The organism is Brevundimonas sp. Leaf363 (assembly GCF_001424025.1).
Taxonomy (GTDB): Bacteria; Pseudomonadota; Alphaproteobacteria; order Caulobacterales; family Caulobacteraceae; genus Brevundimonas.
Window position 1 is genome coordinate 32,431 of sequence record NZ_LMPZ01000005.1, and the last position, 20,905, is coordinate 53,335.

Here is a 20,905-nt window from a genome sequence, read left to right on the forward strand (position 1 = left end):
CTAAACCGGCGCTCAGGGAGACCCAACGATGACGCGAACCAACGCGCCCCAGTACCTGCCCGGTTTCGGCAACCACCACGCCACCGAGGCCGCCCCCGGCGCCCTGCCGGTCGGCCGAAACTCGCCGCAGAAGCCGCCCATGGGCCTCTATGCCGAGCAGCTGTCGGGCACCGCCTTCACCGCGCCCCGGCACGAGAACCGGCGCAGCTGGCTCTACCGCCTGCGTCCCTCGGCCCAGCACCCGCCCTATGTCCCGTTCGAACAGGGGCTGGTCCGGTCCGGCCCGTTCGACGAGGCGCCGCCGTCCCCCAACCGCCTGCGCTGGGACCCGCTGGCGGGCGCGCCGGGCGCCGATTGGGTCGAGGGCCTGGTCACTTACGGCGGCAACGGCGACGCCGACAGCGGCGCGGGCGTGGGCATCCACCTCTACGCCGCCGACCGCTCCATGACCGACCGCGTCTTCTACGACGCCGACGGCGAGCTGCTGATCGTGCCCCAGGCGGGCGCCCACCGCTTCGTCACCGAGTTGGGCGTCATCGACGCCGAACCCGGCCACATCGTCCTGATCCCGCGCGGCGTCCGCTTCCGCGTCGAGGTCTCGGGCACCATCCGCGGCTATGTCTGCGAGAACTACGGCGCCCCCTTCCGCCTGCCGGACCTGGGGCCGATTGGCTCCAACGGCCTGGCGAACCCGCGCGACTTCGAAACGCCGGTCGCCGCCTTCAAGGACGTCGACCGCCCCACCCAGTGCGTCCAGAAATACGGGGGCCGCCTGTGGGCCACGACCTTCGACCACTCGCCGCTCGACGTCGTGGCCTGGCACGGCAACTACGCCCCCTGCCGCTATGACACCGCCCGGTTCAATACGATCGGCACAGTCAGCTTCGACCATCCCGACCCGTCCATCTTCACCGTCCTGACCTCGCCGTCCGACACGCCGGGGACGGCCAACTGCGACTTCGTCATCTTCCCCCCGCGCTGGATGGTGGCCGAGGACACCTTCCGCCCGCCGTGGTTCCACCGGAACGTCATGAGCGAGTTCATGGGGCTGGTGACCGGCGCCTATGACGCCAAGGTCGGCGGCTTCGCGCCCGGCGGCGCGTCCCTGCACAACCGCATGAGCGGTCACGGCCCCGATCAGGCCAGCTGGCAGGGGGCCACGAACGCCGAACTGAAGCCGCACCGGATCGCGGACACCCTGGCCTTCATGTTCGAGACCCGCATGCCGATCCGCGTCACGAAATGGGCGCAAGAGACGCCTCTCATGCAGCTCGACTACGACGACGTCTGGTCCGGCTTTGAAAAAGGAACCGTCCGATGAAGCGCCTTCTGCTGGCCGCCAGCCTGCTGCTCGCCACAGCCTGCACCCCCATGCCGGGCGCACAGGCGCCGGCCGCGCCCGACCAGGCGCCTTCGACCGAGACCGCTCAGGCCCCGGTGACCCAGACGCCGGACGCCTCCGCCTGCGCCGCGCGGGGCGGCGAGATCCGCCGCGTCGGCCGGATGCAGTCCGAGCAGTGCGTCATCCTCTATTCCGACGGCGGCAAGACCTGCACCGACGGCGACGAATGCCAGGGCGACTGCCGCGTCGAGGGCAACACCTCGATCAAGGATCGCGACAACGCCGCCGGCGTCTGCACCGCCGATAGCAATCGCTTCGGGTGTTTCACGACGATCGAGGACGGCAAGGCGGGCGCCACGCTCTGCGTCGACTGACGCATCCGGATCGCGCCGACTGACGTAAGCTGAGCCATGACCGACATCGCGCTGCTGCTGACCGCCAACCTCGCCTTCTTGGTGGCGGTCATGCTGGCCCTGTGGCTGCTGGCGCTGAGGCTGAAGGACGTCAGCTTCATCGACGGCGTCTGGCCGCTCGGCATGCTGCTGCTGGCGGTGGCGACATGGCCAAGGACAGAGGGCGACCCGCTTCGTAAGGGGCTGCTGGTGGGCCTGTGCGCCCTGTGGGCGGTCAGGCTTGGCTGGCACCTGCTGAAGCGCTGGCGGGGGCATGGCGCGGACGGCCGCTATGTCGAGATCGTCGAGACGCAGGAGCGCGAGAAGGGCTGGAGCTTCGGCAAGACGGCCCTGCTGTTCGTCTTCCTGCCACAAGCCTTCCTGGGCTGGCTGACCTGCCTGCCGGTCCAGCTGGGCCAGGTCGCGGCCCAGCCGGCGGTCGGCGTGATGGGCTGGGTCGGCGCCGGCCTGGCGCTGTTCGGCCTGATCTTCGAAGCCGTCGGCGACGCCCAGCTGGCGGCCTTCAAGAAGACGGCGGCCAAGGGCGCGGTGATGGACCAGGGCCTGTGGCGTTATACCCGGCACCCCAACTATTTCGGCGACGCCTGCGTCTGGTGGGGCCTTTGGCTGATCGCGGCGGAGACGACGCCGGGCCTGTTCGCCGTTGTCGGCCCGCTGTTCCTGACCTTCACTCTGACCCGCTGGTCCGGCATCGGCCTCAGCGAAAAGGCGTCGAAGAAAAGCCGCCCGGGCTACGAGGCCTATGTGAAGCGCACCAGCGCCTTTGTGCCCTGGCCTCCGAAGAAGGCCTGATCCCAAAGCAAAGCCCCCGCCGCATCGCGACGGGGGCTCCGGTCTTTTCGAACCTGGCTTAGTGGCCCGGTTGCTCGCCCGCGGTCGGCGAGGTCGACGGCGTGTTGGCGGTGGTCAGGCCACCGTCGGCGTTGCCGGCTTGCTGCTCGATGTGGTCGGCTTGAGCGTTCAGGTTCTTTTCTTCCTGCTCGTTCGGCGTGGCGGCGGCTTGCGCTTCCAGCTGATCGGCCTTCACTTCGGCTTGCTTGTCGGCAGCGCTCTCACCGCAAGCGGCGAGGCCCGTCAGGGCGAAGGCGGCGGCGGCGGCGAACATCAGTTTACGCATGGAAAGTTTCCTCCCTAGTGGAGACCGGATAACGCAACGCTTGGCATCCGGTTCACGCCGCCGTGACCGAAAAGTGAAATTTTTCGGCAGCCAGCGGGATCAGCCCAGCCGCTTCACCTCTGCGAAGGCCACGCGCGCGGCGCCCAGCAGGGCCGCGGTCTTGTCGGTGACGCACCACGTCGGGATGGCGGCCATATAGGGCTGGAACCGGCCCTTGCGTTCGAACCGCTCGCGGAAGGGGCTGGCCTTGAGGAAGGGCAGGATCTTGGGCGGGATTCCGCCTGCCACATACACCCCGCGCCGCGCGCCCATCGTCAGCGCCACGTCGCCGGCGACCGCGCCCAGGATGGCGCAGAAGCGGGCCAGGGTGGCGCCGCACGCGCTGTTTGGGTCCTGCATCGCCTCGGCGGTGATTTCGGCCGGATCATCGATATGCGTCTCGCGTCCGTCGATCTCGGCCAGGGCGCGGTGCATGTTCAGCAAGCCGGGGCCGCAGATCAGGCGCTCGATCGAGACGCGGTCATAGCGACGCCGCAGGATGCGCAGGATTTCGTCCTCGATCGGGTCGCCCGGTGCGAAACAGGCATGGCCGCCTTCGCTGGGCAGGGCCATCTCATTGCCGTGGATGTCTCGCGCCAAGGCCGAGACGCCAAAGCCGGTGCCCGGGCCAAGCACCGCGATGGCGGCGTTCTCCTCGCCTTCGAGCGGACCGCCCAGCGAGACCAGGTTCTCCTTGGCGACGATCGGCGCGCCCCAGGCCTGGGCTTCGAAGTCGTTGATCAGCTGGACCGGATCGAGGCCGAGGGTTTTCAGCTCCTTCTCCGACACGCGCCAGGGCGAGTTGGTCAGGTCGATCTCGCCGTCCGTCACCGGGCCGGCCACGGCGATGACGCCGCCGTCCGGCTTGACGTCACATCCGTCCATGAAGGCCTTCACCCCTTCCAGGAAGGTCGGATAGCGCTCGGCCGGGAAGGTCTCGTGATGCTCGAGCACGGGCACGCCATCGACCAGGCGGGCCGTGGCGAAACGGGCGTTGGTGCCACCGACATCGCCGGCGAGAAGGACACGGTCAGACATGATCAGGCGTCGATGGTTGCGTCGGTCAGGGCGTGAGCAGCCGAAACGACAGGTTCTGAATAATTGGCGGCGAAGCAGACGGAGGCGCCCTGTTCGGCCGAGCCGACCGAGGCGCGGAACGCCCCGAACAGTTCTCGGCCATAGCCCCAGTGTTGGGCGGTCGGGCGGGCGCGGGGGCGAGCCATCAAGACCTCGGGCGCGACCTGGATGGTTAGCTCGCCCGTCTCGGCGTTGACGCGGATGATGTCGCCGTCCTGGACATAGGCCAGGGGGCCGCCCTCGATGGCTTCGGGCGTGATGTGAATGGCGGCCGGGGTTTTGCCCGAGGCGCCCGACATCCGGCCGTCCGTGACCAGAGCGACCTTGAAGCCGCGGTCCTGAAGGACCGAAAGGCCGGGCGACAGGCTATGCAACTCAGGCATGCCGTTGGCCTTGGGGCCCTGGAATCGGACGACGGCGATGCCGTCCTTGTCCATCTCGCCCGCCTTGAACGCGGCCAGGAAGTCGTCCTGGTCGTCGAAGACCCGGGCGGGCGCCTCGATGATCCGGTGCTCGGGCTTCACGGCCGACACCTTGATGACGGCGCGGCCCAGCGGCCCCTTCAGCAGGCGCAGGCCGCCCTCCTTGTCGAAGGGGTTGTCGAAGGGGCGCACGATGGCCTCGTCCAGGCTGGACTCGACGCCGTCGACCCAGATCAGTTCGCCGTCCTTGAGGATGGGCTCCTTAAAATAGTGCTCCAGCCCCTGACCGGCGACCGTAGTCACGTCGGTGTGGACGAAGCCGCCCTTGGCCAGTTCGCGGGTGATGAAGGCCACGCCGCCCGCCGCCTGGAAGGCGTTCACGTCGGCCGAGCCGTTCGGATAGACCCGCGCCAGCAGCGGCGTCACGGCCGACAATTCGTCCATGTCGGTCCAGTCGATCAGCACGCCGGCCGAGCGCGCCATGGCGACCAGGTGGATGGCGTGATTGGTTGACCCGCCGGTAGCCAAGAGGGCCACGATCATGTTCACGACCGACTTCTCGTCGATGACGTCGGCCATCCGGCCCTGACCTGACCGGGCCAGCTCGACGGCCCGCTTGGCGGCGGCGGCCGTCAGGGCGTCGCGCAGGCCGGTCTCGGGATGAACGAAGGCGGTGGAGGGCATGTGCAGCCCGGCCAGCTCCATCATCATCTGGTTGGAGTTGGCGGTGCCGTAGAAGGTGCAGGTGCCCGGCGAGTGATAGCTGGCGACCTCGCTTTCCAGCAGGGTCTGCCGATCCACCTTGCCCTGCGCGAACTCGGCGCGGACGCGGGCCTTTTCGGCATTGGGGATGCCCGAGGGCATCGGGCCGGCCGGGGCGAAGATGACGGGCAGGTGGCCAAAGGCCAGGGCGCCCATGAACAGGCCCGGCACGATCTTGTCGCAGACGCCCAGACACACGGCGGCGTCGAAGGCGTCGTGGGTCAGGGCGACGCCGGCCGACATGGCGATGACATCGCGGCTGAAGAGCGACAGCTCCATGCCCGGACGGCCTTGGGTGACGCCGTCGCACATGGCGGGCGTGCCGCCGGCGACCTGGGCAGTGCCGCCCACTGCACGGGCCGCCTCGCGGATCACGGCGGGGTAGCGTTCGAACGGCTGGTGGGCCGAGAGCATGTCGTTATAGGCGGTGACGATGCCGATGTTGGGCTTTGAGCCATCCATCGCCGTCAGCTTGTCGGCCAGGGTCTGGCCGGCGAAGGCGTGGGCCCAGTTGGCGCAGGACAGCTTGGCGCGGGCCACGCCGTTGCCACGCGCGGCGTCCATGCGGGCCACATAGTCCCGGCGCGTCTCGCGGCTGCGCGCGATGATGCGGTCGGTGACCTCGGCGGTCCTGGGATGCAGTTTGAACTCGCCGGCCATTACGCGGCCTCCGTCCAGAGAATTTCGAGCGGGGCGCCGGATGCGACCAGGGCCGCGATCGGCTGGGTCACCGGATCACCCGTCGCCTCGCGTTCGAACACGTCGCGCTTGGCCGCCCCCTTCAGCGCCAGCACCACCCGGCCGGCCTGGGCCAGGTAGGGCAGGTTGATCGACAGGCGCTCCAGACTTGGGGCCAGGCCGTCGCGGCCGTGCGGGACGCCCAGGACGGTCGGCTTCAGCGTCGGGGTCAGCAGGGTCTTCAGGGTGGGGCTTTGCGGGAACATGGAGCAGATATGACCATCTTCCCCCATGCCGAGAAGGACCGCGTCCAGACGCGAGCCCTGAGCGGCCAGCGCGGCGGCCGCGACAGCGGCGGCGCGGTCCACCGTCACCTCGGCCGAAAAGAGCGGCAGGAAGGTCGCGGCGGCGGCCGGGCCGGTCAGCAACGTCGCCTTCATCAGGGCCGCGTTCGAGTCCGGGCTGGTCTCGGGCACGTAGCGCTCGTCGACCAGGGTGACGACGACCTTGTCCCAGTCCAGCGCCATCGCCGCCATCTGGCGATAGATGGGCGAGGGCGTGGACCCGCCGGCGCCGGCGAAGATCGCCTTGCCGTTGGCCAGCACGGCCGCTTCCAGCGTCTCGGCCAGGCGCGCGGCGCAGGCTTCGGCCCAGGCGTCCTGACCGGCGAAGGTTTCGATGGCGGTCACTCCGAGGTGTTCCAGGTGCGGCCGGTGCGCGCCAGCAGGGTGTCGGCCAGGGGCGGGCCCCAGCTGCCGGCCACATACTCCTGCGGCTTGATGCCCCCGTCGGCCCAGGCGTCGGACACCTCGTCCACCCACTTCCAGGCCTGCTCGGCCTCGTCCCGGCGGACGAACAGGGTCGAATCGCCCTTCAGCGCGTCCAGCAGCAGCCTTTCATAGGCGATGCGGCGGCGCGGCGCGGTGTCCCCCTTGCCGCGGAAGCCCCAGGACAGGCTCATCTTGATGGGCTGCAGCTGCATCCGGCCGTCCAGCCCGGCCTTCTTGTTCATGACCGTGAGGGAGATGTCTTCCTCGGGCTGCAACTCGATGATCATCTTGTTGGCTGCCGGCTCGCCGTCCTCGTAGTCGAAGATCGAGTGGGGCAGGGGCTTGAACTGGATGACGATCTCGGTGCGCTTCTCGGGCAGGCGCTTGCCGGTCCGCATGAAGAAGGGCGTGCCGGCCCAGCGCCAGTTGTCGATGTCGGCGCGGATGGCGACGAAGGTCTCGGTGTCCGAATCCTCGCCGCGTTCCTCGTCATAGCCCTTGGCCGGCTGGCCCTCCGACAGACCCGCGACGTACTGGCCGCGCACGGTGACCCGCTCGACCTCCTCCTGCGTGATCGGGCGAAGGGACTTCAGGACCTTCACCTTCTCGTTGCGGACGGATTCGGGATCCAGATCGCTGGGCGGCTCCATCGCCACCAGGCACAGCAGCTGCAGCATGTGGTTCTGCAGCATGTCCCTCAGGGCGCCGTACTCGTCATAGTAGGGCCAGCGATCGCCGACGCCCACCGTTTCGCCGATGGTGATCTGCACGTGGTCGATGTTCTGGCTGTTCCACAGCGGCTCGAACACCGTGTTGCCGAATCGCAGGGCGATCAGGTTCTGAACCGTCTCCTTGCCCAGATAGTGGTCGATGCGGAACACCTGGTCCTCGCGGAAGGCGTGGGCCACCGCGTCGTCGATCTCCAGGAAGGTCTTCAGGTCGCGGCCGACGGGCTTTTCCAGCACGATGCGCGCCTGATCGGTCGCCAGTCCGGCGCCCTTCAGCGCCTTGACGATGCCGCCGTACAGCGATGGCGACACGGCCAGGAAGAAGGTCAGGGCGTCATCGTCGCCGAGACGCTCGCGCAGTTGCTTCAGGCTGTCGGCCGACGTGGCGTCCAGCGCCAGATAATCCAGGCGCGGCTCCAGCCGGGCGAAGTCCTCGGGCGACCAGTCGGCGCCGGTGCGGGCCTCGCAGGCTTCGCGGACCTTGGCGACATATTCCTCGCGGCTCTCGGCCGAGCGGGCGACGCCGACGATCTTCAGGCCGTCGGGCAGCAGGCGCTCCTGCTCCAGGAAATACAGAGAGGGCAGCAGCATGCGCATGGCCAAATCGCCACCGCCGCCGAACAGCACCAATGCCGCCATTCCTGGTCCTTCCCGATCCGGACTCTGAAGGCCCTTGAGCCTCAGTCCTTGGCCTGTTCCGCCCGGCGCGCCAACACGTCGAGGACGTCCTGAAACACCATGTTACGGGCCTTTAGAAGGACAAACAGGTGGTAGATCAAATCCGCCGCCTCGGACGCCACTTCCTCGTCAGGCCCAGCGACCCCCGCCAGAGCCGTCTCGACGCCCTCTTCGCCCACCTTCTGGGCGATGCGCTTGGGCCCCTGCGCCATCAGTTTGGCGGTCCAGCTGGAGGCCGGATCAGCGCCGGCCCGGCGCGCGATGGTGCGTTCCAGCTCGGCCAGACGGCCGAGGCCGGGCGCGGTGTCCGGGCCGAAGCAGGAGGTCGTGCCCAGATGGCAGGCCGGTCCCATCGGTCGGACCGCCAGAACCAGGGCGTCGCCGTCGCAGTCGGGCGTGACGGACACTACCTTCAGCCGGTTGCCCGAGGTCTCGCCCTTCCTCCACCGCCCGCCGCGCGAGCGCGAGAAGAACGTCGCCTCGCCGCTCTGGATCGTCTCGTCCAGCGCGGCGCGGTCCATGTAGGCCAGTGTCAGCACCTGCAGCGTGTCCGCGTCCTGCACCACGGCGGGGACCAGGCCGTTGCCCTTGTCGAAGTCGAGGTTCTCAAAATCCTCCCCCATTGGGGGAGGGGGACCCCGAAGGGGTGGAGGGGGTTCGATGCCCGATGTTGCGGATTGAGTTCCTGCGCCGTGCGTGATGCCGGCCCCCTCCACCGCAAGCGGTCCCCCTCCCCCAATGGGGGAGGATTTCAGATCGCTCATTGCCGCACCTCCACGCCCGATCCTGCCAGAAAGGCCTTCAGATCGCCGATCCGGATCGCCCCAGTATGAAAGACGCTGGCGGCCAGGGCGCCCGAGACGTTGGCGCGGTCGAAAACATCCAGGAAATGCGATTCCGCCCCCGCGCCGCCCGAGGCGACCAGCGGAATGGTCAGGCGGCTGCGCGCCTGAGCCAGCTGGGCCGTGTCATATCCCTGGCGCACCCCGTCCTGATCGATGCAGTTCAGCACGATCTCGCCCGCGCCTCGCGCCTGGGCCTCGCCGATCCAATCCATGGTGCTGCGGCCCGCCAGGCGACGGCTGTCGGGATCGCCGGTGTATTTGTGGACCACCCAGTCATCGTCCTCGCGCCGTGAATCGACGCCGACCACCACGCACTGGCTGCCGAAGCGGTCGGCCAGTTCGCCGATCAGGTCGGGGCGTTCCAGCGCGGGTGAGTTGACCGAGACCTTGTCCGCGCCGTTGTCCAGGCACCGCCCCGCCTGCTCCACCGAACGGATGCCGCCGGCGACGCAGAAGGGGATGTCCAGCAGCCGGGCGATCTCGCGCACCCAGCCATAGTCCAGCGTGCGTCCCTCCGGGCTGGCGGTGATGTCGTAGAACACCAGCTCGTCCGCCCCCTCGTCGCGATAGCGCGCGGCCAGCTCGGCGGCGTCGCCCATATCGACATGGTCGAGGAAGCGCACGCCCTTGACCACGCGCCCGTCGCGCACGTCCAGGCAGGGAATGATCCGCCGCGCCGTCATGCGCGAGCGATCTTAAGCGCCGCTTCCAGCGTGAACTTCCCTTCGTAGAGGGCGCGGCCGACGATGGCGCCGTGGCAGCCCAGCGCCTTGACGGCCGCGATGTCCTCCAGCGACGCGATGCCGCCGGAGGCCTGAAGCGCCAGGTCCGGGCGGCGGTGGCGGATTTCGGCCAGCAGGTCGGTGTTCGGTCCCGTCAGGGCCCCATCGCGGCCCACATCGGTGACCAGCAGATGTTTGGCGACGCCCGGCGGATAGCGGTCCAGCGTCTCCCACAGGGTGACGCCCGACGACTGAGTCCAGCCCTTCAGCGCCGGCACGGGAACGCCGTCCTCGATGCGGACGTCCAGAGCCAGGGTGATGCGGTCCGCGCCGAAGCCCTTAAGCCAGGCCACGACATCATTGGGCTGGGTCACCGCCAGCGATCCGACGACGACGCGAGCAACGCCGGCGTCCAGCAGGGCGGCGATGTCGTTGGCCCCGCGCACGCCGCCGCCGGACTGGACCTTGACCTGGATCGCCCGGGTCAGCTCGCCGATCAGGGCGTGCTGGACGGCCCGGCCGGCTTCGGCGCCGTCCAGATCGACGATATGGATCCACCCGGCGCCCTCGGTCGCGAAGGCGGTCAGGCGCGCGGCCGGCTGATCGTCGTAGTGCGTCACCTGATCGAACCGGCCGTGCATCAGCCGCACGCAGACGCCGTCTTTCAGGTCGATGGCCGGATAGATGATCACGCCGGCAGCTCCAGGAAGGTCTTGAGGATGTGCGCGCCGGCCTCGGCCGAGCGTTCGGGATGGAATTGGCAGCCGCGGAAGTTGTCCCGGCCGACGATGGCCGGAACAGGGCCGCCGTATTCGGCGCGCGCCAGCGTCGCAGGGCCGTCCGGGCAGGCGTAGCTGTGGACGAAATAGGCGTAGGGCCGCTCGTCCAGCCCTGCGGTCAGGGGGTCGTCGCGCACGCGCTCGAGCCGGCTCCAGCCCATGTGCGGCACGGTCCGGTCCCCACCCGGTTCCAGCCTGCGGACGCGACCGGGGATGAGGCCCAGAAGCGGCGTGTCGCCCTCGTCGCTGCTCTCGAACAGCAGCTGCTGGCCCAGGCACACGCCCAGCAGGGGCCGGGTGAAGGCGCGGATCGGCTCGATCAGACCCAGCGCTTCCAGTCGACCCATCGCATAGGCGGCGGCGCCGACGCCGGGCAGGATGACCCGCTTGGCCGAGGCGATCACGGCCGGGTCGTCGGTCAGCACGACGCGCGCGCCGAGACGCTCCAGCGCGAACTGGACCGAGGCGACGTTGCCGGCGCCATAGGCGATGACGGCGACGTCGGTCATCGATCCTCCACCGAGCAGCGCAGCGAAGCGGGGGAGGGGGACCACGCAGTGGTGGAGGGGGCGAAAGCTGGGTGGGCGGCTAGACGGAGAACGGCGCGGATGCCCTCCCCCCCTCCACCGCAAGCGGTCCCCCTCCCCCGCGAAGGGCGGTGGAGGATTTGGGTCGCGCCCATCACAACACCCCCTTGGTGCTCGGCACGGCGTTGCCTTCGATGCGGATGGCCTGGCGAAGGGCGCGGGCGAAGCCCTTGTAGACGGCCTCGGTCTTGTGGTGGTCGTCGTCGCCGGAGACCTTGATGTGGATGGCCGCGCCCATCGCCTCGGCCAGGGACCGGAAGACGTGGGCGGTCAGGTCCGTGCGGTATTCGCCGATGAAGGGGGTCGCGAACGACCCTTCGAACAGGGGATAGGGCCGGCCCGACAGGTCGATGGCGACGTGGGCCTCGGCCTCGTCCATGGCCAGGACGAAGCCGTAGCGGGCGATGCCCCGGCGCTCGCCCAGCGCCTGTTTCAGCGCCTGACCCAGGGCGATGGCGCTGTCCTCGATGGTGTGGTGCGGGTCGGTGTGCAGGTCGCCCTCGCATTGCAGGCGCAGGGAAAAGCCGCCGTGCGACGCGATCTGCTCCAGCATATGGTCGAAGAAGCCGACGCCGGTCTCGATGCGGATCGGGCCGGTCGCGTCCAGATCGACGGCGCAGACGATGCGGGTCTCCTTGGTGTCGCGCACGACGCTGCCGGTGCGGTTCGGGCGGCGCCGGGCGGGGGCCAGGCCGAAGGCGGCCAGCAGCCGGTCGTTGACCTCAGCCTTGATCGAGACGGGCAGGCGCAGGCGGTCGCCCGACAGATCGCCTTGGACGCCATAGGTCTTGAGCGCGGTCAGGGCGGCGGCCGGGTCTTCGGGGCGGGCCATGATGATGGGGCCCACCCCAGCGTCGACCGGCATCTGGCGCGACAGCTCGCGCACGATCCGCTCGCGTTCCTTGCGAACGGCGGCGATGCGCTCGGCGGTCTCGATCATGCGCGACGGATCAAGCGCCTGCTGGGCCAGCCGGACCAGGGGTTCGGGCAGGGCGTAGGGCTCGATCACCTCGGCCATGCGCGCCAGGGTCTGCGGCTGGGCGAGGGCCGCGCCGACGCGGGCGCCGGCCAACCCGTAAGCCAGCGACAGGCTGCGCAGAACGATCAGGTTCGGCTGGTCGGCAACGACGGTGGCGGCCGAGGCGTGGTCCGAGAACTCGATCAGGCCCTCGTCCACGACCAGCAGGGCGGGGGCGACGCGCGCCGCCATCTCGGCCACGGCCTCGACCGAGCCGAGCGCGCGGACGACCTGGGCCGAGACGGCGCCGCGGGCGGGGTATATGGCCTGCAAGCGCGTGTAGGGTTCCGCGTCCGGAGCCTCGACCGCGCCGCCGCCACGCGCCGCCAGCCGCCAGACCAGCTCCAGCCCATGGGTCGTGCCGCGCACCGGCAGGACGCTGTCGAGCGGCACGCCATAAACGGCGGCCATGCGCGCGGCGAGGGCTGCGCTTTCCGCCGGATAGCGGTCCAGGCCGTCGCCACCGGACACCAGCGGCGGAAAGGGAGCGGGCAGGGTCATGATCGGTCTCCTTCTCCCCTCGGGGGAGAAGGTGGCTCGCGAAGCGAGACGGATGAGGGGGCGGGATCGGCAGCCATGCCGGTGAAGGTCGAGCGCGCGTCAGACGCCCCCCTCATCCGACCGGCTCCGCCGGCCACCTTCTCCCCCGAGGGGAGAAGGATCTTATCCGCGCGGCTCATCCCTCGCTCCTCAGATCGGCCGCCCGCGCGTGGGCTTCCAAACCTTCCATTCGCGCCAGCCGGGCGGCGATGGGGGCCAGGGCGCGGGCGCCGGCTTCGGTTACGACCTGTACCGACATGGAGGTCATGAAGCTGGCCGTGGTGACGCCGCCCAGGGTGCGGGCGCCGCCGTCGGTGGGCAGGACGTGGCTGGGGCCGGCGGCGTAGTCGCCGAGCGTCTCGGCGGCCCAGCGGCCGACGAAGATCGCGCCGGCGGCCTGGATCTGATCGACCAGTTCGTCGGCGTATTCGACCTGGATGGCCAGGTGTTCGGGGCCATACAGGTTGGCGACCTCGCAGGCCGTGTCCAGATCGCGCACCAGGATGGCGCGGGCCTCGGCCAGGGAAGCACGGGCGATGGCCTCGCGCGGCAGGCCTTCCAGCTGGGCCTCCACCTCGGACAGGATGTAGTCGATCGTGGCGCGGCTGGTCGAGACCAGCAGCACCTGGGCGTCCGCGTCGTGCTCGGCCTGGCTGAGCAGGTCGGCGGCGGCGATCTCGGGCGCCGAGTCGCGGTCGACGATGACCATCAGCTCCGACGGGCCTGCGGGCATGTCGACGGCGGGGCCGCCGGGGAGGGCGGCGGCCTGCTTCTTGGCCTCGGCGACATAGGCGTTGCCGGGTCCGAACAGCTTGTCGCAGGCCGGGATCACGCCGTCGTCCAGTTCGGCGCCGAAGGTCAGGGCGGCGATGGCCTGGGCGCCGCCGATCAGCCAGATGGCGTCCAGACCCGCCTCGGCGGCGGCCAGGATCATGGCGGGGTGGACGCCGCCCGACTTGTCCGGCGGGGTGACGGCGACGCGCTCTCGCACCCCCGCCACGCCGGCCGGGATCGCCAGCATCATCAGGCTCGAGAACAGGGGCGCCGTGCCGCCGGGGACGTAGAGGCCGGCCGCGCCGATGGGGCGCCAGGCCAGCTTGGAGCGCACGCCCGGCGTGGTCTCGATGAAGGCCGTGTCCTCCGGCCGCGTCGCTTGGTGGAAGACGCGGATATTGTCGGCGGCCATGCGCAGGGCGCGGACATCGGCGGGCGGCAGGTCGCCGCGCGCCTTGCTCACGGTCTCGGGCGTGATGGCGATGCGGCGGGGCGGGGCGCCGTCCAGCTTCACGCACCAGTCGTTGACGGCCGCGCCGCCGCGCGTCTGCACGTCTTCCAGGATGGTCCGCACCACCTCGGTGACATCGCCGGCCGAGCGCTGGGCCGGGCGGGCCAGGGCGGCCTTGCGCCCGGCGGCGTCCAGCGACGCCCAGTCGATCAGGCTCTGACCAAACGCCATCACATCATCTTCTCGATCGGCAGCACCAGGATGGCAGAAGCGCCGGCGGCCTTCAGCTTCTCCAGCGTCTCCCAGAAGACCGCCTCCTGGCACACCGCATGGACGGCCACGGCGTCGTCGCGGCCCATCAGGGGCATGACGGTTGGAGAGCCGGCGCCCGGCAGGATGGCGGTGATGGTGTCGAGGGCGGAGCGCGGCGCGTTCAGCATCACGTATTTGGCGCCCTGCGAAGACACCACGCCGGCCATGCGCTCGATGATGCTGTCGAGCAGATGCTGCAGGCCGGGCTCCGGGGCGACGGGCGAGCGGATCAGGACCGCCTGGCTTTCCAGCACCGTGTCCTTGGCCTGCAGGCCGTTGGCCTCCAGCGTCGCGCCGGTCGAGACCAGGTCGCAGATGGCGGCGGCCAGCTTCAGTCGGGGAGCGACCTCGACCGCACCGCGCATGATGATGATGTCGGCGCCGACGCCGCGCTGGTCCAGGAACTTGCGCAGGATCTTCGGATAGCTGGTGGCGATGCGAAGGCCGTCCAGCGAGGCCGGCCCGTCGTAGGCCAGCGTCGGGGGCGCGGCGATCTTCAGCGTGCAGCGGCCGAAGCCCAGCGGCATGACGACCTCGGCGTTCGCGCCTCCGTTCTTGCCCTCCTCCAGCACATTCTCGCCGACGATGCCCAGGTCGCAGACGCCGTCCGCCACGAAGGTCGGGATGTCGTCGTCGCGCACGCGCAGCAGGTCGATCGGGTAGTTTTCGACCCGGTACAGCAGGTCGTTATTGCCCTTGACCCACTTCAGGCCCGCATCCCGGATCAAGTCCAGGCTGCGGTCGGACAGGCGTCCGGATTTCTGGACGGCGATACGAAGCCGCCCTTGCACAGTGCTCATTCTACTCGGCCTTCAGTCGGTCCAGCGCCAGGCGATAGCCCTGGTGCGGCATGTCTTTCAGAGAACGGGCGACGCGCACCACGGTTGTCGGGCTGGCGTGCGCCTGGGCGGCGATTTCGCGGTAGGACTTGTCGCCGGCGTCCAGCATCTGCGCGACCTGCCACCGCTCGGCAAACGCGCGCAGCTCGGCAGGGGTGCACAGATCGGCCAGAAATGCGTCGACCTCCGCCCGCGTCTCCAGTGAGAGCAGGGCGTCATAGAGGTCGGCGCTGGCGGGAGGCGGCGTCATGGCGCGTTCCACTATGCTGTAACGATGGAACGGTCAAGGCTGCTTTTCCTCCCCATCGTTTTGATGGGGAGAGGGACCGCGGAGCGGTGGAGGGGCGAACACAGGCGCAGCGTTTGAACAGCCCCTACGTCTCGGCCTGACGGCCGATCCACCTCTCCATCCGCATCCGCGAATGGAGAGGAGACAGAGTGGCGCACGCGCCTTATCTCAGGCGTATGACCAAGGTGCTCATCATCGGTGCGGGCCACGCGGGCGGATCGGCGGCGGCGTTCCTGCGGCAGTACGGCTTCGAGGGACAGATCGTGCTGGCGGGGACCGAGGCCGCGCCGCCCTACCAGCGGCCGCTGCTGTCGAAGGCGTGGCTGAAGGGGGAGGCGGGTCTGGAGGACCTGCTGCTGCGGCCCGAGAGCTTCTACGTCGAGCAGACCATCGAACTGCGCACCGGTGTGACCGCGACCGCGATCGACGCGGCGGCGAAGACGGTGACCTTTGATGGCGGGGCGGTCGAACCCTATGACATCCTGATCCTGGCTACGGGCTCGACCTTGCGGAAGCTGCCCGTCGCGGGCGGCGATCACCCCGACATTCTGGAGCTGCGGACGCTGAAGGACGCCGAGCGGCTGAAGGCGGCGCTGGGGCCCGGCAGGCGACTGGCGGTGGTCGGCGGCGGCTATGTCGGGCTGGAGGCGGCGGCCTCGGCCCGGGCGCTGGGCGCCGAGGCGGTGGTGATTGAGCGGATGGACCGCGTGCTGGCGCGGGTCGCGTCAGAGACGCTGTCGGAATTCTTCACCACCGAGCATCGGGCCAGGGGCGTCGAGATCCTGACCGGAGCCGCGGTCATGGGCGTGGCCCCGGACGGCGTCAGCCTCAGCGATGGACGGGTCATCGCAGCGGATGCGGTTTTGGTCGGCATCGGGGCGGACGCCTGCGACGCCCTGGCCGCCACGGCGGGCCTGACCTGCGAGGGCGGCGTGGTGGTGGACGAGAGCGCGCGCACGTCGGACCCGTCCATCTACGCCATCGGCGATATGACGCGGCGGCCGGTCCCGGCGCTCGATCTGACTTGGCGGCTGGAGAGCGTGCCCAATGCGCTGGAGCAGGCCAAGCAGGTCGCCGCCGCCATCGTCGGCCGCGCGCCGCCGCCGGCCGAAGTGCCGTGGTTTTGGTCCGACCAGTATGACCTGAAGCTTCAGATCGCCGGCCTGCCGACCGGGGCCGACCGGCAGGTTGTGCGGGGCGATCCGGCCGCGCGCAGCTTCGGCGTCTTCCATCTCAACGGCGACCGCATCGTCTGCGTGGAAGCGGTCAACGCCCCGCCCGAGTTCATGGGCGGCAAGCAACTGATCGGCAGGCGCACTCCGGTCGATGGGGAGCGATTGGCCGACCCTGCCGTTTCCATGAAGGCGGTTGCCGCCGACTAAGCGTCGTCGCACTGCAACATTTGTGTTGCGCGCGCGGTCGGTGCGGGGTCAAGCTGCGTGAACGGATCACCGAAGGCGGGAATGACGGCGGCTTTTGACGAAATGTCGGGCGATGGCGGCGCGGGGCAAATCCGCGAGAGCTATCAGACGCTGGCTCGCTGGCTCGAGGCGGCGCCCGACGACCTGCTGCAGTCGCGGTCGCGGCAGGCGGAGCTGTTCTTCCGCCGCATGGGGGTGACCTTCGCCGTCTACGGCGACGCTGAATCCAACGAGCGACTGATCCCCTTCGACGTCGTGCCTCGCATTCTCGGTGGTCGCGAATGGGCCGGGCTGGAAAAGGGCCTGAAGCAGCGCGTCTCGGCCATCAACGCCTTCCTGAAGGACGTCTACGGCGCGCAAGATTGCATCCGCGCCGGCATCATCCCGGCCGATCTGGTGCTGACCAATCCCAACTACCGGCCTGAAATGCAGGGCCGCCGTCCGCCGGGCGACATCTGGAACCACATCTCCGGCATCGACCTGGTCCGCACGGGCGAGGACGGCTTCTATGTGCTGGAGGACAACGTCCGCACGCCGTCCGGCGTCTCCTACATGCTGGAGAACCGCGAGATGATGATGCGGCTGTTCCCCGACCTGTTCGCGGAACACCGGATCCGGCCGGTCGAGGCCTATCCCGACATGCTCCTGCGCTCGCTGCAGGCGTCCGCGCCGGTGGGGGCGGGGGACGATCCGGTGATCGTGGTGCTGACGCCCGGCCCGTTCAACTCGGCCTATTACGAACACTCCTTCCTGGCCGACAAGATGGGCGTGGAGCTGGTTGAAGGGGCGGACCTTTTCGTCAACGACGACAAGGTCTTCATGCGCACGACCGAGGGGCCCAAACAGGTCGACGTCATCTATCGCCGCATCGACGACGACTTCCTCGATCCCCTGACCTTCATGCCGAACTCGGCCGTCGGGATCCCCGGGCTGATGGGCGCCTACCAGGCCGGAACCGTCACCCTGGCCAATGCGGTCGGCACCGGTGTGGCCGACGACAAGGCCGTCTACACCTACATGCCGGACCTGATCCGCTTCTATACGGGCGAGGATCCGATCCTGAAGAACGTGCCGACTTGGCGCTGCCGCGAGGCGGATGACCTGAGGCAGGTGCTGGAACAGTTGGACCAGCTAGTGGTCAAGGAAGTGGGCGGATCCGGCGGCTACGGCATGCTGGTCGGCCCGGCGTCGACCAAGGCCGAGATCGAGACCTTCCGGGCCAAACTGATCGCCGACCCCGACGACTTCATCGCCCAGCCGACGCTCAGCCTGTCGACGGCGCCGACGCTGGACGGGGGCAAGCTTGCCCCGCGTCACGTGGACCTGCGGCCGTTCGTGCTGTCCAGCCCGTCCGGCATCCGCGTCACGCCCGGCGGCCTGACCCGCGTCGCGCTCAAGCCTGGATCACTGGTGGTCAACTCCAGTCAGGGCGGCGGCACAAAGGACACCTGGGTGCTGGATGAGTGACGCCGTTTCCAGATCCTCCCCCGTTTTTCACGGGGGAGGGGGGCCGCTTGCGGTGGAGGGGGCCTGCCTCACGCGCAGCGTGTCTCGTCTAACCTCGCGTCCGGCGTCGAGCCCCCTCCACCCCTCCGGGGTCCCCCTCCCCCAATGGGGGAGGATTTAAGATGCTCAGCCGTACCGCAGAAAGCCTCTACTGGACCGGCCGCTACATGGAGCGGGCGGACTTCCTCGCGCGCATCCTGGAGGCGGCCGTTCGCTTGGCCGCCCTGCCGGCCAAGGACGCCGCCGCCGCCACTGCCTGGGCCAGCGCCTTGGCTTCGGCCGGCGCATCGACCGGGTTCGAGGTCAGTGGTCGCGCCGTATCCGAGAAGTCGGTGCGCGATTATCTGGCGTTCTCGCCCGAGAACGGCTCGTCCATCCGCGCCTGCCTGACGCGCGCGCGCACCAACGCGCGGTCGGTTCGCACCGCCCTGACCATCGAGCTGTGGGAGGCGATCAACGGCGCCTACAACGGCTTGGCCGACTTCGGCGAGCCGGGGAAGCGCGACGACTTCGTGCGGTTTCTGGAGTGGGTGAAGGGCGTGTCCCTGGCCTTCGAAGGCGCCGCGTCGCGGACCATGCTTCGCAACGACGGATACTGGTTCCTGCGCCTGGGCATGGCGATCGAGCGTGCCGACAACACCGCCCGCCTGCTGGACGTGAAGTACCACCTGCTGCTGCCCGCCGGCGAGCGGGTGGGGGGGCAACTGGATTACTTCCAGTGGACCACGCTGCTGCGCGAGGTGTCGGCTCTAACCGCCTATCGCTGGGTCTACCGCGAGAGCGTGCGGCCGTGGCTGGTCGCCGATCTGATGGTGCTGAACCGCCAGATGCCGCGCTCGCTGGCCAGCTGCCAGGGCATGATCGTCAGCTATCTGGAAAAGCTGGCCACCGATTACGGTCGCCGCGGCCCGGCCCAGCGCATGGCCTCGGCCCGCCTGTCCCAGTTCAACGAGGCCAAGATCGAGGACATCTTCCAGTCCGGCCTGCACGAATACATCCAGCGCTTCCTGGCCGAGAACAACGGCCTGGCCGCCTCAATCCACGATCAGTACCTGGTCTGAGCCCATGCGTATTCGGATCGACCACTCCACGCGCTACGCCTATCAGCGGCAGGCGCGCTTCATCGTCCAGACGCTGCGCCTGACGCCGCGCTCCAACGAGGGGCAGCAGGTCATGGACTGGCGCATCGAGACGGATGTCGACGCCCACCTGCGGCGCTCGGAGGACGCGTTCGGCAACGTCGTGCACACCCTCTATACCGAGCGGCCGACGGCCGAGCTGACCATCCGGGTCACCGGCGAGGTGGCGACGTCCGACACCAACGGCGTGGTCTACGGCACGGTCGAAAAGCTGGCCACGCCGGTCTTCCTGCGCGAGACGCCGCTGACGGCGCCGGACGCTGCCCTGCGCGACCTGGCCGATCGGATGCGCGGCGCCTCATCAACCCTGGCGCAGATGCATCAGCTGTCGGCGCACATCAACGAAGCCGTGGTGTTTGACACCGCGGCCACGTCCGCCGCCCATACGGCGGCCGAGGCCTATGCCATGAAGCGCGGGGTCTGCCAGGACCACGCCCAGATCTTCATCGCGACCGCCCGGCGCCTTGGGGTGCCGGCCCGGTACGTGTCGGGCCACCTGCATCGCTCTGACGGTCAGATCGACCAGGAGGCGTCGCACGCCTGGGCCGAGGCCTATGTGCCCGATCTGGGCTGGGTCGGTTTCGATCCCGCCAACGGCGTCTGCCCGACCGAACACTATGTGCGGGTCGCCGTCGGCCTGGATGCGCTGGGCGCCTCGCCGATCCGGGGGACCAGCTACGGCGGCGGGCCCGAGACCCTGACGGTGGCGCTGCGTGTGCGCCCCGCGCCACAGGGGCAGCAGCAACAGCAGGGACGTGCGTGGTCGTGATCGCCAGACCCCGCGAATCTGTTAGGCCTAATTTATCCGTGGACGGGGAATAAGGCCGCGTGACCTACTGCGTCGGCATGCTGGTGGATGAAGGGTTGGCGATGATCGCCGACACCCGCACGAACGCCGGCGTCGACAACATCTCCTCCTACCGCAAGCTGCACGTCACAAAGATCCCGGGCGACCGTGTGCTGGCGGTGGCGACGGCGGGCAATCTGTCGGTCACCCAGACCGCGCTGGCCCTGGTGGCGGCGGGGATCAAGCTGCCGGATTCGACCGCCTTCGAGACGCTGCAGACGGCGCCCAGCCTCTTTCGTGCGGCCCAGATCCTGGGCAACGCCCTGGCCACGGTTCGCGCCACGCTGAACTCGCCGCCAACGCCGACCGCCGACAGCCTGAATGTCTCTGCGTCCATGCTGCTGGGCGGCCAGATCGGGGGCGGCAAGATGGGCCTGTACCTGATATATGGGCAGGGCAACTTCATCGAATGTGGGCGCGACACGCCCTATCTGCAGATCGGCGAGCTGAAGTACGGCAAGCCGATCCTGGACCGCGCGCTGCGCATCGACACCCCTTTGGCCGAGGCGGTGAAGCTGGGTCTGATCTCGTTCGATTCGACCATCCGCTCGAACATCGCCGTCGGTCCGCCGCTGGACCTGATCATCATGCCGCGCGACGAGCTGACCGGGGCCGAGCGGCGCATCAGCGCCGATGACGACTATTTCCGCGATCTGGGACGCCGCTGGTCGGAAGCCCTGGCCGCCGCCCACCGCGCCATGCCCGACCCGCCCTGGGTTGACGAGCCGCGCGAAGACCCTCGTCCAGGCATCGCCATCGTCCGCTGACCCCATGGAGCCAAGCCGGCTCGGTGAGGGGCCGTGCCAGCTC

At 69.3% G+C, this 20,905-nt stretch carries 21 protein-coding genes and 1 pseudogene; 8 read left to right on the top strand and 14 right to left on the bottom strand.

Annotated features, from left to right (window positions below; all coding sequences use genetic code 11):
- Positions 1–28 precede the first annotated feature (28 nt).
- Genes hmgA through ASG17_RS14270 form a run of 3 tightly spaced genes read left to right on the top strand, consistent with a single transcriptional unit; the run spans position 29 to position 2,547 of the window.
- Positions 29–1,321, top strand: coding sequence for a homogentisate 1,2-dioxygenase (hmgA, locus tag ASG17_RS14260; RefSeq protein ID WP_156367889.1), 1,293 nt, complete (start codon positions 29–31; stop codon positions 1,319–1,321).
- Complete coding sequence (locus ASG17_RS14265; RefSeq protein ID WP_056105152.1) at positions 1,318–1,716, top strand: hypothetical protein; 399 nt, start codon at positions 1,318–1,320, stop codon at positions 1,714–1,716. Before hmgA ends, ASG17_RS14265 begins: the two co-directional genes overlap by 4 nt.
- Before the next feature lie 36 nt (positions 1,717–1,752).
- Complete coding sequence (locus tag ASG17_RS14270; protein WP_056105155.1) at positions 1,753–2,547, top strand: DUF1295 domain-containing protein; 795 nt, start codon at positions 1,753–1,755, stop codon at positions 2,545–2,547.
- A gap of 58 nt (positions 2,548–2,605) precedes the next feature.
- Here ASG17_RS14270 and ASG17_RS14275 read toward each other — a convergent pair whose 3' ends face one another.
- The 14 genes and pseudogenes from ASG17_RS14275 to ASG17_RS14335 all read right to left on the bottom strand — a co-directional run bounded on the left by ASG17_RS14275 (position 2,606) and on the right by ASG17_RS14335 (position 15,143).
- Positions 2,606–2,860: a hypothetical protein gene (locus ASG17_RS14275; protein ID WP_235560476.1), complete on the bottom strand. Its 255-nt coding sequence runs from the start codon at positions 2,858–2,860 to the stop codon at positions 2,606–2,608.
- Between the two features lie 111 nt (positions 2,861–2,971).
- Positions 2,972–3,949 (bottom strand): glucokinase, encoded by a 978-nt coding sequence (glk, locus tag ASG17_RS14280; RefSeq protein WP_056105159.1) that lies wholly within the window; start codon positions 3,947–3,949, stop codon positions 2,972–2,974.
- A 2-nt stretch (positions 3,950–3,951) separates the two neighbouring features.
- Positions 3,952–5,832: a phosphogluconate dehydratase gene (edd, locus tag ASG17_RS14285; protein WP_082496312.1), complete on the bottom strand. Its 1,881-nt coding sequence runs from the start codon at positions 5,830–5,832 to the stop codon at positions 3,952–3,954.
- On the bottom strand, positions 5,832–6,539 hold the full coding sequence (gene pgl, locus ASG17_RS14290) for a 6-phosphogluconolactonase (protein WP_056105162.1): 708 nt from the start codon (positions 6,537–6,539) through the stop codon (positions 5,832–5,834). Before pgl ends, edd begins: the two co-directional genes overlap by 1 nt.
- On the bottom strand, positions 6,536–7,987 hold the full coding sequence (zwf, locus tag ASG17_RS14295) for a glucose-6-phosphate dehydrogenase (protein ID WP_056105163.1): 1,452 nt from the start codon (positions 7,985–7,987) through the stop codon (positions 6,536–6,538). Before zwf ends, pgl begins: the two co-directional genes overlap by 4 nt.
- 41 nt (positions 7,988–8,028) lie before the next feature.
- The gene (gene hisIE, locus ASG17_RS14300) at positions 8,029–8,649 is read right to left on the bottom strand and encodes a bifunctional phosphoribosyl-AMP cyclohydrolase/phosphoribosyl-ATP diphosphatase HisIE (protein ID WP_056105166.1); all 621 of its coding nucleotides are present in this window, start codon (positions 8,647–8,649) and stop codon (positions 8,029–8,031) included.
- Between the two features lie 137 nt (positions 8,650–8,786).
- Positions 8,787–9,554 (bottom strand): imidazole glycerol phosphate synthase subunit HisF, encoded by a 768-nt coding sequence (hisF, locus tag ASG17_RS14305; RefSeq protein WP_056105167.1) that lies wholly within the window; start codon positions 9,552–9,554, stop codon positions 8,787–8,789.
- Positions 9,551–10,285 carry a 1-(5-phosphoribosyl)-5-[(5-phosphoribosylamino)methylideneamino]imidazole-4-carboxamide isomerase gene (gene hisA / locus ASG17_RS14310; RefSeq protein ID WP_056105169.1) on the bottom strand — a complete coding sequence of 245 codons (735 nt, stop codon included), beginning with the start codon at positions 10,283–10,285 and terminating at the stop codon, positions 9,551–9,553. The genes hisF and hisA overlap by 4 nt, the downstream gene beginning before the upstream one ends.
- The gene (gene hisH / locus ASG17_RS14315; RefSeq protein WP_056105171.1) at positions 10,282–10,881 is read right to left on the bottom strand and encodes an imidazole glycerol phosphate synthase subunit HisH; all 600 of its coding nucleotides are present in this window, start codon (positions 10,879–10,881) and stop codon (positions 10,282–10,284) included. Before hisH ends, hisA begins: the two co-directional genes overlap by 4 nt.
- Positions 10,882–11,053: 172 nt before the next feature.
- Positions 11,054–11,650, bottom strand: coding sequence for an imidazoleglycerol-phosphate dehydratase HisB (hisB, locus tag ASG17_RS15875; protein ID WP_235560484.1), 597 nt, complete (start codon positions 11,648–11,650; stop codon positions 11,054–11,056).
- Positions 11,651–11,836: 186 nt separating this feature from the next.
- Positions 11,837–12,478, bottom strand: a pseudogene (locus ASG17_RS16045) (aminotransferase class I/II-fold pyridoxal phosphate-dependent enzyme); the annotation flags it as partial.
- Positions 12,479–12,653: 175 nt separating this feature from the next.
- The gene (gene hisD, locus ASG17_RS14325; RefSeq protein ID WP_056105175.1) at positions 12,654–13,973 is read right to left on the bottom strand and encodes a histidinol dehydrogenase; all 1,320 of its coding nucleotides are present in this window, start codon (positions 13,971–13,973) and stop codon (positions 12,654–12,656) included.
- A complete protein-coding gene (gene hisG, locus ASG17_RS14330) occupies positions 13,973–14,854 on the bottom strand; it encodes an ATP phosphoribosyltransferase (protein ID WP_056105177.1) in 882 nt (293 codons plus the stop codon). Before hisG ends, hisD begins: the two co-directional genes overlap by 1 nt.
- 1 nt (position 14,855) lies before the next feature.
- The gene (locus ASG17_RS14335; protein WP_056105350.1) at positions 14,856–15,143 is read right to left on the bottom strand and encodes a YerC/YecD family TrpR-related protein; all 288 of its coding nucleotides are present in this window, start codon (positions 15,141–15,143) and stop codon (positions 14,856–14,858) included.
- Between the two features lie 215 nt (positions 15,144–15,358).
- Between ASG17_RS14335 and ASG17_RS14340 the strand changes: the two genes are divergently transcribed.
- From ASG17_RS14340 to ASG17_RS14360, 5 genes are all read left to right on the top strand, one after another.
- Positions 15,359–16,564, top strand: a complete 1,206-nt coding sequence (locus ASG17_RS14340; RefSeq protein ID WP_056105179.1) for an NAD(P)/FAD-dependent oxidoreductase — start codon at positions 15,359–15,361, stop codon at positions 16,562–16,564.
- 81 nt (positions 16,565–16,645) lie between these two features.
- Entirely contained in the window at positions 16,646–18,070 is a 1,425-nt protein-coding gene (locus ASG17_RS14345) for a circularly permuted type 2 ATP-grasp protein (RefSeq protein WP_056105180.1), read from the top strand.
- Positions 18,071–18,231: 161 nt separating this feature from the next.
- Positions 18,232–19,170, top strand: a complete 939-nt coding sequence (locus tag ASG17_RS14350; RefSeq protein ID WP_056105182.1) for an alpha-E domain-containing protein — start codon at positions 18,232–18,234, stop codon at positions 19,168–19,170.
- 4 nt (positions 19,171–19,174) lie between these two features.
- Complete coding sequence (locus ASG17_RS14355) at positions 19,175–20,017, top strand: transglutaminase family protein (RefSeq protein ID WP_056105184.1); 843 nt, start codon at positions 19,175–19,177, stop codon at positions 20,015–20,017.
- 59 nt (positions 20,018–20,076) lie between these two features.
- Positions 20,077–20,862, top strand: coding sequence for a hypothetical protein (locus ASG17_RS14360; protein WP_056105186.1), 786 nt, complete (start codon positions 20,077–20,079; stop codon positions 20,860–20,862).
- Positions 20,863–20,905: the final 43 nt, after the last annotated feature.

Bases quoted from the DNA above. Each gene is read 5' to 3' on its own strand.
- hmgA (WP_156367889.1), top strand. From the start codon at position 29: ATGACGCGAACCAACGCGCCCCAGTACCTGCCCGGTTTCGGCAACCAC.
- ASG17_RS14265 (WP_056105152.1), top strand. From the start codon at position 1,318: ATGAAGCGCCTTCTGCTGGCCGCCAGCCTGCTGCTCGCCACAGCCTGC.
- ASG17_RS14270 (WP_056105155.1), top strand. From the start codon at position 1,753: ATGACCGACATCGCGCTGCTGCTGACCGCCAACCTCGCCTTCTTGGTG.
- ASG17_RS14275 (WP_235560476.1), bottom strand. From the start codon at position 2,860: ATGTTCGCCGCCGCCGCCGCCTTCGCCCTGACGGGCCTCGCCGCTTGC.
- glk (WP_056105159.1), bottom strand. From the start codon at position 3,949: ATGTCTGACCGTGTCCTTCTCGCCGGCGATGTCGGTGGCACCAACGCC.
- edd (WP_082496312.1), bottom strand. From the start codon at position 5,832: ATGGCCGGCGAGTTCAAACTGCATCCCAGGACCGCCGAGGTCACCGAC.
- zwf (WP_056105163.1), bottom strand. From the start codon at position 7,987: ATGGCGGCATTGGTGCTGTTCGGCGGCGGTGGCGATTTGGCCATGCGC.
- hisIE (WP_056105166.1), bottom strand. From the start codon at position 8,649: ATGGGGGAGGATTTTGAGAACCTCGACTTCGACAAGGGCAACGGCCTG.
- hisF (WP_056105167.1), bottom strand. From the start codon at position 9,554: ATGACGGCGCGGCGGATCATTCCCTGCCTGGACGTGCGCGACGGGCGC.
- hisH (WP_056105171.1), bottom strand. From the start codon at position 10,881: ATGACCGACGTCGCCGTCATCGCCTATGGCGCCGGCAACGTCGCCTCG.
- hisD (WP_056105175.1), bottom strand. From the start codon at position 13,973: ATGGCGTTTGGTCAGAGCCTGATCGACTGGGCGTCGCTGGACGCCGCC.
- hisG (WP_056105177.1), bottom strand. From the start codon at position 14,854: ATGAGCACTGTGCAAGGGCGGCTTCGTATCGCCGTCCAGAAATCCGGA.
- ASG17_RS14335 (WP_056105350.1), bottom strand. From the start codon at position 15,143: ATGACGCCGCCTCCCGCCAGCGCCGACCTCTATGACGCCCTGCTCTCA.
- ASG17_RS14340 (WP_056105179.1), top strand. From the start codon at position 15,359: ATGACCAAGGTGCTCATCATCGGTGCGGGCCACGCGGGCGGATCGGCG.
- ASG17_RS14345 (WP_056105180.1), top strand. From the start codon at position 16,646: ATGACGGCGGCTTTTGACGAAATGTCGGGCGATGGCGGCGCGGGGCAA.
- ASG17_RS14350 (WP_056105182.1), top strand. From the start codon at position 18,232: ATGCTCAGCCGTACCGCAGAAAGCCTCTACTGGACCGGCCGCTACATG.
- ASG17_RS14355 (WP_056105184.1), top strand. From the start codon at position 19,175: ATGCGTATTCGGATCGACCACTCCACGCGCTACGCCTATCAGCGGCAG.